The organism is Brevibacillus sp. SIMBA_040 (genome assembly GCF_046535075.1).
Lineage (GTDB): Bacteria > Bacillota > Bacilli > Brevibacillales > Brevibacillaceae > Brevibacillus.
The window spans coordinates 177,131-190,902 of record NZ_JAWRXI010000008.1; the positions used below are offsets into that span (position 1 = coordinate 177,131).

Below are 13,772 nucleotides of genomic sequence, written 5' to 3' on the forward strand. Positions count from 1 at the left end.
GGAAGGGAAGGCCATGAAACTATTGGGTATAGCAGGCACATTGATCGGAGCGAAAACAAGCATCGTCGTGCAAAGCGTTCTGGATGAAGTGAAAAAAGTAGCGCCGGAAATCAATGTGGAGCTGCTTGATTTGCGCGAGCATCGGATGTCTCTGTGTGACGGAAGGGATCCGGAGACATACACGGATGATACGAAAAAAAGTGATCGAGAAGGTATCCTCAGCTGATTTTTATCTATTTGGAACGCCTGTTTTCCAAGGCTCGATGACAGGGGCGCTCAAAAATTTGTTTGATCATATCACGAAATTATAGACGAAGACGTTTTGCACAGAATCAGCGATCTTGCACGAGAACTCGTTCATATGCAAAAGACATTGAAGCAGCCAGGAGAAAAACGTTAATGGTTGATAATGCTAAAGAAATCAGAAAATGAGGGCTGTACTAGACAAAAAATCTTGCGGATATCTTGCAAGTTTTTTTGTCTATTTATTGGATGTCACTCACGAAGACAGCTTGATACATGCGCCAACTTGTTTATGAAATTGTCTTGGCACATGATTTGCTTAGTATGGATGAGGAAAATAGGAGGGCATGAAGCCAGATCAATTCTGTTTAGGAAATGATCACAATATGAATGAATGAAAAAGAATGAAGAGTATGAATAATCCGTATTGCGGAAGATGGAAGTTAGCGTTACAATCATTTCCAGAAGTATTTACTTCTATATTAAATGGTACTCGAAGTAAATACTTCTAACTTCATTCGTATAAGCGTTTTAATTCTGACTTTTCGGGAGGTAGAAGACAAATGCGAATTGCAATCGGTATAGTAGCTCACGAGACAAACACATTTTCCAGTGTACGTACAACGGTAGAGTCCTTTAAAGAACTAGAGTGGGACCATGGACAAGCAATTTTGGATAAGGGTAGAAATGTACGTGACTTCGTCGGAGGAATGATTGATAAGGCAGAAGAATTGGGGATTGAATTGGTACCCACTTTCTCTGCTTTTGCCGAACCATCAGGAATAATCACAAAGGAAACGTATGAAACCCTAATCAAGGAGTTACTAGATGGTATCAAACATGCAGGTGAGATAGATGCCGTTTGTCTAGGTCTGCATGGAGCAGGAGTAGTAGAGGGGATTGATGATCTGGAAGGAGAAATTTTACAAGCGGTACGCACTGTAATAGGCTACTCTATTCCACTTACGGCAGCGCTTGACCTGCACGGAAATCTGACCCAGAAAATGATAACGGAAGCAGATGCACTGTTTGGTGTTCATTTATATCCACATGTGGACATGTATGAACGAGCCGCCGAGGCAATTGACCTTGCCCATCGTATGGTAAAAGGCGAGTGTAAACCGGTGATGCATCTTACAAAACTGCCGCTGATTATCCCCACCTCGACGACTAATCTCTCACCTGCAAAGGATATTAATGAAGCGTGCTACAAGTGGGAAAAGGAGCCTGGAGTCATCGACTGCGCGTTTTTTCACGGCTTCCCCTATACGGATACGCCTGATGTAGGTGTCTCCATTATCAGTGTCGTAGACGGAGACAAGGAACTGGCAAAGCGAGTGACAGAGGATGTTGCAAGACTGGTTTGGGAAAAGCGGGATGAGTTTACACCGCATGTCCTTACCTCGGCAGAAGGCATTCAGGAAGCACTTGGGTCAGAGGGCCAACCGGTTGTAATTAATGAAACGTCAGACAATCCTGGCGGAGGTACACCTGGAGATGGGACGCACTTGCTGAGAGCGATGCTAGAAGCAAAGCTGGAGAATGCCTGCTTTGGTTTTATCTACGATCCAGAGGTAGCGCAAATCGCTCATGAAGCTGGTGTCGGCTCAACAATCGAAGTAAAGCTGGGCGGTAAAACGGATATGTTGCACGGGGAAGCTCTATCTATCACAGCCTATGTAAAAAGCTTGTCGGACGGAAAGTTTATCGCTTCTACTCCCATGGGAAAAGGAAGTCAAGTTAATTATGGTAAGTCAGCTAGACTGCAGGTAGACGGGTTAGATATACTCGTTTGTTCTGTGCGAGCGCAGGTGATGGATGAACAAATTTTCCTGTTGCACGGCATTAACGTTTTGGAGTATAAGATTGTCGCGCTAAAATCCAGTCAACACTTCAGAGCTTCCTTTGAACCGATTGCAGCCCGGATCATTACAGTAGACTCACCTGGACTTACATGTCTGCAATTTACTCAATTCGATTACAAACGACTCCAACGCCCCATTTATCCGCTTGATCAGGAAGCTGTATTTGCCAAATGAAAAAACATTGGGAAGCTGCCTTTGAAGATTTTGCTCAAAATGTGTTTTCAGAAAGTCGCGCACCTGGCCTGATTGTAGGTTTGAATAAAGACGGAGAGTGCCTGTACAGAAAAAGCTTCGGCTACCGAGATGCAGAGCAAAGGCTGGAATTAACGCCAGATACCGTAATGGGGCTGGCTTCGGTGACAAAATCCTCCCGATCCAGACTGGGAAGACGGTCTGGTCGTCGCAGCTTCTGGCTTCTTAACTTCTACCCTGCGAGACATGCTGAACTACGCTGAGATCTTCCGTACAGGTGGACTGGTTGGCAAGGAGCGCATTCTTTCTGAGGAAAGCGTTAAAGAAATGATGCGGCCACACATTCGTTGTAGTTATGACAGATATTACGGATATGGATTGATGATCCAGCCCGACTTCTTTGGTCAAACGATGGTAGAACATGGAGGTGCGATAAAGGGTGTAGCGGCCCAGCTGACCATTTTGCCGGAAAGTGGAATCACGGCAGTAAGCTTTGCCAATTTGGTAGGCACACCTGTTGGGGAAGTAGTTACGGCAGCAATCAATACGTTTGTAGGGCGTCCGGCAGACGCTTCCGCTGCGATGTACAGGGAGTATCACGTTCCTGTTGAAAAAATGGGCAGGTATGTTGGACGATTCATTTCAGGCGAAGGTGCGGATTTAAGTGTAGTGCTAGAAGAAGGAGCATTACAGATCGTGCATAATGAATCCATCACCGGGATCGGAAACAAAGAAAAGTATCCGCTACAGCCAATCGGAGAGGACTATTTCTTGGTCAACGTAAAGGGAAGAGAGTTTTCCGTTGGGGTTATTACTGAGGATGATGGGGAAGTGAAGGCCATCTCTTATGGCCTACGGATCATTCCCAAAGAGAGAAAGTAGAAAAAGGGTCGAGGGAGAATTCGGAATTATCAACAAACAATATGTGCAAAAGGTATTGGAAGAGAATGCAAAATTAAAAGCTGAGCTAGAAAAGCTTCAAACAGGAAATCATTGATGAAGAGAAAGTCTCCTTTTACAAAAAGGGGGGCTTTTTTTGTTTGTGAATAAAGAAACACAGTAATTTACGATTTCAACAATTTGCGTTAAAGCTGGGTTAATATCCGTTCTCTATGATGACTATGAAGGAAATGAATCAAAACGGAAGTGATGAAGGAAATACTACACGGAAATGAGGGTATGCAGCATGATTCAGTTTTTATGGTTCGATCTTGGGTACACACTAGTACAAATGAACAGGGAAGAGGTTTACCAGAAGGTACTTGGGGAGTTCGATGTATACCGCAGCCAGGAGGAAATCGCGCTTGCTTACCATCGGACAGACAAGCTGTTCATGCGAGAGTATCAAGGCGTGCTTGGCAAAGACAGTAGAGCATTCTTACCGTGGTATGTCGGCGCTCTTAACTATAAACTACGTCTTTCCTTACCGATTGAAGAGGTTGTTCACGTTTATCGAAAGCTTGCTGATGAATATCCTCTGAAATGGACTGCCTTCGATGGGGCAAAAGAGACTCTTTTTGAGCTAAAAAATCTCGGCTACAGGCTTGGACTGATTTCCAACTGGGATCAAACGGCGAGGACAGTGCTGGAAAATAACGGTCTGGACGAGGTTCTCGATGAAGTCTTCATCTCCTCAGAAGTTGGACTGGAAAAGCCTGACCCAGCTATCTTCCGACTGGCATTGGAAAAAGCCAAAGTGACGTCCAATCAATCTCTTTACATCGGTGACAACTATTACGACGATGTGATCGGCTGTCAAAAGGTCGGCATGCATTGCCTGCTCATTAATCCATATGGAAATTGTGGCGTGGAGGAATTATCCTATCAGCCAGTTATTCGCGGAATCGAGGATGTTGCTACCTACTTGGGTCATCCGCAGCAGCGTCTTGAGGTCAATTAACGGGAGAGATTTGCCTATGCAGTCGTTTGTAGAGAGAATTCAGGAGCACTTTGACACCTTGAGTACCGGCCAGAAAAAAGTGGCTCACTATATTCAAACCAACATGCAGGATGCAGTCATGCAATCAGCACACAAGATCGCGGATAACTCGGGGGTTAGCGAAGCAACCGTTCATCGACTGGCGCAAGCTTTGTCCTATAGCAGCTTCTCCAACATGCTTCAGGAATTGCGGCACTATGTGCTGAAGGATCAGCGGGCGGTGAGAAATTTCCTGATTTCCACAAGCCATCAGGAAGATTCCTGGCTGGAAAAGCATTTTCAGCAAGAGTTGGACAATCTGCATGAGACGATGGCACGTACGGACAAGTCTTCGATCAACCTAGCCGCACGCATGCTACTCGAAGCGGATCGCATCTGGGTGGTTGGCTGGCGGATGGGATTATCCATCACCTCATATATGAGCTTCGTTTTGAAGTACATGCTGGGCAATTGTGAATTAATTCCACAAGGAGGTGTTGCGGAATACGCGACCTACATAAGGCCAAGCGATACAGTGTTTGCCTGTGGCTTTCCAAGGTATTGCTCCAAGACTCTAAAAATAGCTTCACTCGCCAAGGCAGAGGGGGCGAAGGTCATTGTGCTCACCGATTCTGAGCTGTCACCATTCGCCAAGCTCGCTGATCTGACGCTGTTTGCTTCCAATAAATCTACTGGATTTTTGGATTCGTATACGGCCTCATTGTCGGTGGCAAGCGCGATTATAAACGAAATCTCCTACCTGGAGAAAAATCGCGTGCACAAAAATATTCAGAAGATGGAAATGATGTTCAAAGAGTTTCAGGATCATTTTGAGTGGAAATGACGCATGGGAAAGGAACCATAGGATGAATCTTACGGTGATTGGATGTTGGGGAGCGTACCCCGAGAAAAATGAGGCGACCTCTGGATATCTGGTCGAATACAACGGGAGCAAGATTTTGTTGGATTGCGGAAGCGGTGTACTGTCTCGTCTGCAAAATCACTGCTCTCTCGAAGAGCTGGACGCCGTCGTCATTACGCATACACATGCCGATCATTTTGCGGACGTGTATAGTTTGGAGTTTGCCATTCTGATACTTATGCAAATGGGCAAAAGGAAGAAGCCACTCGACGTGTATGTATATGGTTCCGATCTGGACAGCCTGTCCTTTAGCTTCCCGCAGTATGTGCATGTCCATCCGATCCACATAGGTGAGTCATTAAAAATCGGTACAGCGAACCTCGCATTTTCTGAGAACGTCCACGAGGTTCCTTGCTGTGCGGTCAGGCTGACAACAGAGGACGGCAAAACACTTGTTTATTCTGGAGATACAGGCTATTGCCAATCGTTGATCGAGCTTGCTCGCCATGCTGATGTGTTCCTGATTGAAAGCAGCTTTTACGAATGGCAAAGAGGGATGATGGATGGCCATTTGACGGCGGGAGAAGCCGGTGCCATCGCTGCTTTGGCTAATGTGAAGAAGTTGGTGCTTACACATTTTCCTCATTATGGAGAACTTACTCAATTGGTTGAAGAAGCAACACAGCATTACGACGGACCCATCCATTTGGCTTATGGTGACATGAAACTATCGATCTAATCCTGGAAAGGGGTTTTTCCCATGTTGAAAATAAGGCAGACGTTCGTAACAGGCTTCTCCATGCTTGCAGTATTGTCGATGGTCATCTCTGGTTGCGGCAGCAGCACCTCTTCAGCTCCGGCAACAACAGGCTCCGCACAAACAACGACTGATACACAGACAAAAGACAGTGGTCGGGATGAGAAAGTGGAGGGCGGAACTGTACGGGTTGCCATGGCAACGGAGCCGGATAACCTGGATCCATATTTGTCTGCAGCGACTGACACCAGTTCCATGATGGATAACGTATTTGACGGTCTGTTCGAGGCAGGAGAAAACAGCGAATTGGTTCCAGCAATTGCAGAATCGTACCAGGTTTCTGAGGATGGGCTGACCTATACGTTCAAAATCCGTAAAGGGATCAAATTCCACGATGGCTCGGATTTGACTGCTGAAGACGTTCAGTACTCGTATGCAAAGCTGTCCGGACTGAACGGCAAGGAACCACTATCGGCAAAGTTTGCTGCCATTGAAAAGATTGATACCCCCGACGATTCCACGGTAGTAGTCAAGCTCAAAGAAAAGGACGCAGCTTTTCTAGCAGCCAACATCGTTGCCATCGTGCCAAAAGATTATGAAAAGCAAAGTGAAAAGCCGATAGGGGCTGGTCCGTTCAAATTCTCGTCCTATACACCGGGCCAGCAGCTCGTCTTGGAGAGAAATGATCAATTCTACGATCAAGAGAAGAAGCCTGCACTTGATCGCGTCGAATTCAAAATCATGCCCGATACCAATGCTTCTGTATTGGCTATGCAATCTGGCGATATCGACATGATTCCAGGCATTTCTGACCAAGGCGCAAAGCAGTTGGGTGGGGGATTCCAGATCGTCTCCGGTCCGCAGAACATGGTTCAGCTGATGGCCTTGAACAATTCGGTAAAGCCACTGGATGATGTGCGGGTTCGTCAGGCAATCAATTTTGCGATCAACAAAGATGTGATTATTCAAACGGTTGCAGAAGGAAACGGAGTAAAGCTTGGATCAAATATGAGCCCGGCAATGAAAAGGTACTATCAGGAAGGCTTGACGGAGCGTTATCAGACCGATGTGGAAAAAGCGAAGGCACTGCTAAAAGAAGCAGGCTACGAAAAGGGCTTCAAGCTGGCAATTACAGTTCCTTCGAACTACACCTTCCATGTCGATACGGCACAGGTTATTGCAGAGCAGTTAAAGGTGGTTGGCATTGCAGCAGAGATCAGGCAGATCGAGTGGAGCAGCTGGCTGGAAGACGTGTACAACAATGCTAAATATGAAGCAACGATCATCGGTTTGACTGGAAAGCTCGATCCGCATGAAGTCCTGGGCAGATTTGAAACCACCTACCGCAAAAACTTCTATAAATTCAGCAACGTCGAATTTGATGATCTCGTAAATCGCGGACGCACGGAAGTGGAGGAAACGAAGCGGGCTGACTTGTACAAAGAGGCACAGACGATCCTCACCGAGCAGGCAGTTGCGGTATTCATTATGGACCCTAGCCGCTCCGTTGCGTTGAAGAGAAATTTACACGGCTTCAAAATGTATCCAGTACAAAAATACGATTTCGCCGCGATGTATTTTTCCACAAAGTAAACGAGGGATGCTGAAGTGAGATTTTACATGACAAAGCTGGCTACTTTGCTGTCCACCGTCTTGCTCGTCTCTATCATGACGTTTCTAGTCTTTCAAATTTTGCCGGGCGACCCTGCCGAGATCGTGCTCGGTGTGGACGCAGATCCTCACCAGCTGGCTGAATTACGCAAGACAATGGGGCTGGATCGACCGCCTACGGAACGTTATGCTTCATGGATCGCGGATACGGTGACCGGAGATTTCGGCACGTCGCTTCGCTATCAGCGATCAGTGGCGGATATCGTGGCAGAGAGGCTGCCTGTTACGCTATCACTATCTGTAATGTCGTTGGGATTGACCTTAATCATCGGTCTTCCCCTCGGCATCTACATAGCAAGAAAAGACGGCAAGTTCTCGTCTACGCTGTTATCTGCCTTCACGCAGCTGGGTTTGGCGGTACCCTCGTTCTGGATGGCATTTATTCTGATTCTGGTGTTCTCCGTCACCTTCAAGCTCTTTCCGACTTACGGCTATGTACCCTGGACCAAAGATCCTGTGGGTGCGTTCAAATCGCTGTTTCTGCCTTCACTCGCCCTCGCGATTCCGGGCATTGCTGTGATTATCCGGTATTTGCGCAACACGCTGCTGGACCAGCTCCGTATGGATTACGTACGAACAGCCAGAAGCAAAGGATTGCGGGAGAAGAGCATCATGTACGGCCATATATTGCGTAACTCTCTGATTCCGGTGCTTACGATTGTCGGCTTGTTGATCGCAGACACGCTGGGAGGCAGCATCGTTGTAGAGAATGTGTTCGCTCTACCGGGGCTTGGCAATCTGCTTATCACTTCGATTGGCACACGCGATTTGCCCCTCTTACAGACGCTCGTTCTTTACATTGCGATTATTGTAGTTTTGATAAATTTTGTTGTCGACATCCTGTACAAAGTGATTGATCCGCGAATTCGATTGAAAAGGTGAACGAGATGAGATGGAACCAGCTAGTACGCAATAAGCTGTTTATCATCGGAGGTAGCTTGATTGCTGTACTACTGGGACTGATGGTGACAAGCCTGTTCTATACTCCATATGGTCCCAACGACATGAATACAGCAATGCGCCTGGCACCACCGCAAGCCTCCCACTGGTTTGGAACAGATAATTTCGGACGCGACATTTTTAGCAGGATTATGGAGGGAACACAGACTTCATTTGTGATTGGCATCGCATCTGTCGCGATCGGCTTGGTCATAGGCCTTTTGATTGGTGCGATAGCCGGTTATTGGGGAGGATGGCTGGACGAAATTTTGATGCGGATCATCGATGCGATGCTGGCGTTTCCAGGCATTTTACTGGCAATCATGCTCGTGTCCGTGTTCGGTCCGGGATTTGGCAATACCATCGTCGCGCTTGGAATCATGAGTGTGCCAGCGTTTGCCCGAATTGCCCGCAGTGGCTTCATTCAATACAAGGAGTTTGCTTTCGTCAAAGCAGCGATAGCCAGAGGCGCAGGCTCACTACGCATCATTTCTCATCATATTCTTCCCAATATTACTTCCCCGCTCATCGTTGCTTCGACGATGCGATTTTCCGGGTCCATCTTGGCAGAAGCCGGATTAAGCTACCTGGGTCTTGGCGTACAGCCGCCCGATCCAAGCTGGGGCCGAATGCTGAAAGAAGCACAACCGTTTATTATCGGTGCACCTTGGTACGTTTTTATTACGGGAGTGGTCATAACAGCAATGGTTCTCGGTTTCAATCTGCTCGGAGACGGAATGAGAGACGGTTATGACTTGAAGCGTTAGGAGGGACGAACAATGGCAAACACACTGCTGGCAATCCATGAGCTGGATGTGGCATTTACAATCGGTAAAAAGCAATATCCAGCGCTGCGTCAGCTGAGCTTCCAGGTCAAAGAGAAGGAAAGAGTAGGAATCGTCGGAGAATCGGGCTGCGGAAAAAGTCTTACTTCCTTGTCCGTCATGGGTCTATTGCCCGAATCGGCAACGATTACACGTGGCGAGATCAGTGTGGCAGGTAAAGCGTTGTCGACTGAAAAGGGAGAAGAATGGAACTCCATACGAGGCAGGCAGGTCGCAATGATTTTTCAGGATCCGATGTCAGCACTCAATCCGCTCATGCCAGTCGGAAAACAAATCGCCGAAATGGCGATGACCCATCTTTCCGTCTCGAAGAAGGAAGCAAAAGGGCTAGCTCTGGATATGATGGCAAAAGTCGGACTGTCCCGAATTCATCAGCTCTATGGAGAATATCCGCATCGTCTTTCGGGCGGTATGATGCAAAGAATCATGATCGCGATGGCTTTAATATGCAAGCCCAAGCTGCTAATCGCAGATGAGCCGACGACAGCGTTAGATGTCACGATTCAGGCACAAATTTTGGACTTGCTCCATGAAATGAATCGTTCGACAGATACGGCAATGTTGTTTATCTCCCATGATTTGGGGGTCATTCGTGAGGTATGTGAGCGGGTGATTGTGATGTATGCGGGATATGTGGTTGAGGACGCTCTTGTACGTGAAATTCTGGAACATCCGAAGCATCCGTATACAGCCGCTTTGTTGCAGGCACTTCCAAGTGTTGAGAAGCGAGGTCAACTGCTTTATACCATTCCCGGACGAGTGCCTCCGTTAACCGAACGAGGGGACGGATGTCCATTCGCTGGTCGTTGCCCGAGAGCCTCCAACATATGTCATACGAAAACCCCCGAGCTTGAAATCTGTGGGAATAGTCATCAGGTGCGTTGTCATCTCTATGCGGAAGGGAAGATATTCGCATGAGCAAAGCACTGATCCAGGTAGATACACTGACGAAGCATTATGCTTTGCCCAAAATGAAGCTACTTGAGAAACGACAATTTGTAAGAGCGGTAAACGAGATCTCATTCGAAATCTCAGAGGGAGAGATATTCGGACTCGTCGGGGAGAGCGGCTGTGGCAAGTCCACGACTGGACAAATGCTCGTCCAGCTGGTGAAGGAATCACATGGCAGAATTTACTACCGGGACCGGCAAATCAACCGATTATCAGCAACTGAAATGAAAGCACTCCGACAGGATCTGCAAATAGTCTTCCAGGACCCGTCCTCTTCCTTAAATCCGAAGAAGACGATTGGCTGGTTGTTGGAAGAACCGCTTGTTATACACGGCTACACAAACAAGACGACAAGAAGAGAGATAGTGATTGAGACGCTTGAGCAGGTCGGACTCGGTGCGGATTACGTGAAGCGATATCCCCATGAATTAAGCGGTGGACAAAAGCAACGCGTAGGCATTGCTGCAGCTCTTGTCCTGAAGCCCAAATTTATTGTTATTGACGAGGCAGTGTCAGCACTGGATGTATCCGTACAGTCGCAGATTTTGAACTTGCTTCTGGAACTGCGTAGCAAACTGGGATTGACCTATCTGTTCATTTCCCACGATCTCAACGTCGTGCAATATATTAGTGATCGGGTAGGTGTTATGTATCTGGGGAGGCTAGTTGAAATATTCGATGTCGACCAATCGGCAAACGGACCGCTGCATCCCTATACAAAGGCGCTTTTCTCTGCAATACCCGATGTGAAAAACACCAGAGAACGGATGCTTTTGAAAGGCGACGTGCCCAATCCGCTTTCCCTGCCAGACGGATGCCCTTTTCATCCGAGATGTCCGCTGGCAATCGACAAATGCAGCAAAGAAGGGCCGACCTTGCAAGCGATAGCACCTCGGCACGCAGTCAGTTGTCATTTATTCGAGGAGGGGGATTTTCTTTCATGAAGCTAGGAATTATCTCAGACCTGCACGTAGATCTCAACGAGGCTCCCGGTGAACCGCTTGTGGAAGAAGCGCTTCTGGAACTAACTACCCAAGAAAAACTCGGTGCTCTAATCATTGCTGGAGATATCTCCAACGATGTCCATCGAAGCTTGCAAGTTCTTGAAATACTTCAAGAGCAGGCCGGCATACCCGTTCTTTTTGTTCCTGGCAATCATGATTATTGGAGCAAGGATAACGGCATTACCGACACATGGGAAATCTATCGCAAGTTTCAATCGTACGCAGGTTGTGTAAGCGAAAGACCTTATACCTTGGAAAATGGATGGGTCGTCGTTGGCAATTCGGGCTGGTACGATTATACGATGGGCGAGCCAGGGTATTCCTTTGAACAATTTGAGCAAATGCATGCGATGGACAGAACCTGGCAGGATAGCATCTATGTGCGATGGGGTATGAGTAACGGGGATATTCACCGATATTTTTACGAGCGTATGGAAAAAGAACTGGCGCAGTATCGAGACAGCCAAATTATCATGGTGACGCATATGCTGGCTCATCCTTATTTTAAGGTGCCGATGCCTCATCCGCAGTGGTCGTATTTCAACGCCTTTTTAGGAAGTGTAGACTATGCTGACCTCTACAGGAAATACGGCGTGCGTTATGGAATCATGGGTCATGTTCATTACCGCAAAAGACATGTAGAGCAGGGTACGGACATGATCTGCGCCTGTCTCGGCTACCGCAAGGAGTGGCGTAATAAGATCGTAACGGCAGAGCTTCGTGAATGTATGCAAATTGTCCAGCTTTAAACCGCGTTAAGTAATATTCTTATCATGGCTCATATTGTCCGAAATCTGGAGGATGTGGAGAAGCTGGTTGAAGCGGGGGCAACCCGTATCAGTACAAGCTCGGGCAATGCCATCGAAATGGTCAGCAATCGCAGTTTGCTTACTAAGTAGCTGTTTGTTGGGAGAGAGGAATTACTACGTAGGGTAGGAGAGTCTGAGCTCTTCCTACCTTTTTTGTGTTGGTATTATTGCTGTGAATCAGCCCCAAGTGCAGTGCAAGACAAAGGCGACATTGACTGCTTTTAAATATGATGCTTATAATATATTATGACCATCATATTTAAACGTAGGAGGATATGAATATGAACCAGCTTAATCCGGTGGACACATTGGTTATTGGATCAGGTCCGGGAGGGTATATGGCGGCGCTAAAATCCGCACAGCTTGGAATGAAGACGGCAATTGTAGAACGTGACCAAATCGGCGGAGTCTGCACCCATGTGGGCTGCATTCCTTCTAAAGCATTGATTGCAGAGTCGCATCGTTACAATACGTACAAGCAATGGAACAACACTGCTGCTTCCATCTCATTTGAGAATGCTCAGGCTTTCAAACAAGCTGTCGTCAACAAGCAATCCGGCGGAGTCCATTATTTGTTAAACACGGCGGGAGTAACGATTCTCACAGGAGAGGCAAGCTTGATCGATGAACACACCGTAGCTATAAAAAAAGCGGGAGCGGATCAAAAGCTTTCATTTAAACACGCTGTTCTGGCAACGGGTTCCCGACCAATTGAGCTACAGGCACTGCCGTTTGGAGGACGTATCTTGTCATCCACAGAGGCTCTTTCACTTTCTCAAATACCAACCAGCTTGGTCATCATCGGTGGCGGATATATTGGTGTTGAACTGGGACAAATGTATGCCAAATTCGGCACCAAGGTGACAATTCTGGAGGGAGCAGGACAAGTGCTGCCAGGATTTGAGGCTGATCTTGCCGCACCTGTTATCCGCCAATTGAATGATGATGGCATCACCATTATTACGGGGGCGACAGCCATAAAAGCAGAACAGCATGCTGATTCGCTTACACTCCATTATTTGAAAAATCAAGAACAGCATCTTGTTAAAGCGGGGTATGCGCTTGTGACTGTAGGAAGAAAGGCGAATACGGACGGGAACTTAGGGCTGGGGCGCATTGGAGTCCAGATGTCGAGAAATGGACTCATCGAAACTGACGAACAGTGCAGGACGTCGATTCCGCATATTTTCGCAATTGGAGATATTGTTAAGGGCCCGGCGCTTGCCCACAAAGCATCTTATGAAGCTAAGGTTGCAGTAGAAGCCATTGCTGGTGAGCCTTCTGCCGTTGATTACAAAACGATCCCGCTTGTCGTTTTTTCTGAACCGGAGCTTGCAAGCGTTGGATTGACTGAAACAGAATGCAAAGCAAAAGCCATTCCGGTTGTTATTGGCAAATCCTCGTTCTCCATTAATGGCAGATCATTGGCGCTGAAAGCACCAGAAGGTTTTGTCAAAATGATTGCAGACCAGGCATCAGGAACTGTAATGGGTGCACAAATCGTTGGAGTAGAGGCTTCAACACTCATATCGGAACTTGCACTTGCGATCGAGATGGGAGCGACCGTTGAGGATTTAGCTTTGACCATTCATCCTCATCCTACTTTGGGAGAGGTGATCATGGAGGCAGCAGAGAATGCCATTAGAAAAATCATGAAGGATAGAAATAAAGAAAAGGCTGTCCCTAATTGACACTTTAAATATGATAGTTATAATT

The 13,772-nt window shown here is 47.1% G+C and carries 16 protein-coding genes; all 16 read left to right on the plus strand.

Going from position 1 to position 13,772, the window contains the following annotated elements; genetic code table 11:
• Positions 1 to 13 precede the first annotated feature (13 nt).
• The 16 genes from SB752_RS15335 to lpdA all read left to right on the plus strand — a co-directional run bounded on the left by SB752_RS15335 (position 14) and on the right by lpdA (position 13,747).
• Complete coding sequence (locus SB752_RS15335) at positions 14 to 226, plus strand: NADPH-dependent FMN reductase family protein (protein WP_410716494.1); 213 nt, start codon at positions 14 to 16, stop codon at positions 224 to 226.
• Complete coding sequence (locus SB752_RS15340) at positions 186 to 311, plus strand: NADPH-dependent FMN reductase (protein WP_410716495.1); 126 nt, start codon at positions 186 to 188, stop codon at positions 309 to 311. The genes SB752_RS15335 and SB752_RS15340 overlap by 41 nt, the downstream gene beginning before the upstream one ends.
• 495 nt (positions 312 to 806) lie before the next feature.
• Positions 807 to 2,282, plus strand: coding sequence for a M81 family metallopeptidase (locus SB752_RS15345; RefSeq protein WP_410716496.1), 1,476 nt, complete (start codon positions 807 to 809; stop codon positions 2,280 to 2,282).
• Complete coding sequence (locus SB752_RS15350; protein ID WP_410716497.1) at positions 2,279 to 2,563, plus strand: serine hydrolase; 285 nt, start codon at positions 2,279 to 2,281, stop codon at positions 2,561 to 2,563. Before SB752_RS15345 ends, SB752_RS15350 begins: the two co-directional genes overlap by 4 nt.
• Positions 2,547 to 3,182 (plus strand): hypothetical protein, encoded by a 636-nt coding sequence (locus SB752_RS15355; protein ID WP_410716498.1) that lies wholly within the window; start codon positions 2,547 to 2,549, stop codon positions 3,180 to 3,182. The genes SB752_RS15350 and SB752_RS15355 overlap by 17 nt, the downstream gene beginning before the upstream one ends.
• Positions 3,183 to 3,486: 304 nt before the next feature.
• On the plus strand, positions 3,487 to 4,200 hold the full coding sequence (locus SB752_RS15360) for an HAD family hydrolase (RefSeq protein ID WP_410716499.1): 714 nt from the start codon (positions 3,487 to 3,489) through the stop codon (positions 4,198 to 4,200).
• A 16-nt stretch (positions 4,201 to 4,216) separates the two neighbouring features.
• Complete coding sequence (locus SB752_RS15365) at positions 4,217 to 5,062, plus strand: MurR/RpiR family transcriptional regulator (protein WP_410716500.1); 846 nt, start codon at positions 4,217 to 4,219, stop codon at positions 5,060 to 5,062.
• A gap of 34 nt (positions 5,063 to 5,096) precedes the next feature.
• The gene (locus SB752_RS15370; RefSeq protein ID WP_410716501.1) at positions 5,097 to 5,819 is read left to right on the plus strand and encodes an MBL fold metallo-hydrolase; all 723 of its coding nucleotides are present in this window, start codon (positions 5,097 to 5,099) and stop codon (positions 5,817 to 5,819) included.
• Positions 5,820 to 5,840: 21 nt separating this feature from the next.
• Positions 5,841 to 7,430 carry an ABC transporter substrate-binding protein gene (locus SB752_RS15375; RefSeq protein WP_410716502.1) on the plus strand — a complete coding sequence of 530 codons (1,590 nt, stop codon included), beginning with the start codon at positions 5,841 to 5,843 and terminating at the stop codon, positions 7,428 to 7,430.
• Between the two features lie 15 nt (positions 7,431 to 7,445).
• Positions 7,446 to 8,390 (plus strand): ABC transporter permease, encoded by a 945-nt coding sequence (locus SB752_RS15380; RefSeq protein ID WP_410716503.1) that lies wholly within the window; start codon positions 7,446 to 7,448, stop codon positions 8,388 to 8,390.
• Between the two features lie 5 nt (positions 8,391 to 8,395).
• Entirely contained in the window at positions 8,396 to 9,214 is an 819-nt protein-coding gene (locus SB752_RS15385; protein ID WP_410716504.1) for an ABC transporter permease, read from the plus strand.
• A gap of 12 nt (positions 9,215 to 9,226) precedes the next feature.
• Complete coding sequence (locus SB752_RS15390; protein ID WP_410716505.1) at positions 9,227 to 10,210, plus strand: ABC transporter ATP-binding protein; 984 nt, start codon at positions 9,227 to 9,229, stop codon at positions 10,208 to 10,210.
• The gene (locus SB752_RS15395; RefSeq protein WP_410716506.1) at positions 10,207 to 11,187 is read left to right on the plus strand and encodes an ABC transporter ATP-binding protein; all 981 of its coding nucleotides are present in this window, start codon (positions 10,207 to 10,209) and stop codon (positions 11,185 to 11,187) included. The genes SB752_RS15390 and SB752_RS15395 overlap by 4 nt, the downstream gene beginning before the upstream one ends.
• The gene (locus SB752_RS15400) at positions 11,184 to 11,996 is read left to right on the plus strand and encodes a metallophosphoesterase (protein WP_410716507.1); all 813 of its coding nucleotides are present in this window, start codon (positions 11,184 to 11,186) and stop codon (positions 11,994 to 11,996) included. Before SB752_RS15395 ends, SB752_RS15400 begins: the two co-directional genes overlap by 4 nt.
• Positions 11,997 to 12,020: 24 nt before the next feature.
• Complete coding sequence (locus SB752_RS15405) at positions 12,021 to 12,146, plus strand: hypothetical protein (protein ID WP_410716508.1); 126 nt, start codon at positions 12,021 to 12,023, stop codon at positions 12,144 to 12,146.
• Between the two features lie 191 nt (positions 12,147 to 12,337).
• On the plus strand, positions 12,338 to 13,747 hold the full coding sequence (gene lpdA, locus SB752_RS15410) for a dihydrolipoyl dehydrogenase (RefSeq protein WP_410716509.1): 1,410 nt from the start codon (positions 12,338 to 12,340) through the stop codon (positions 13,745 to 13,747).
• Positions 13,748 to 13,772 lie beyond the last annotated feature (25 nt).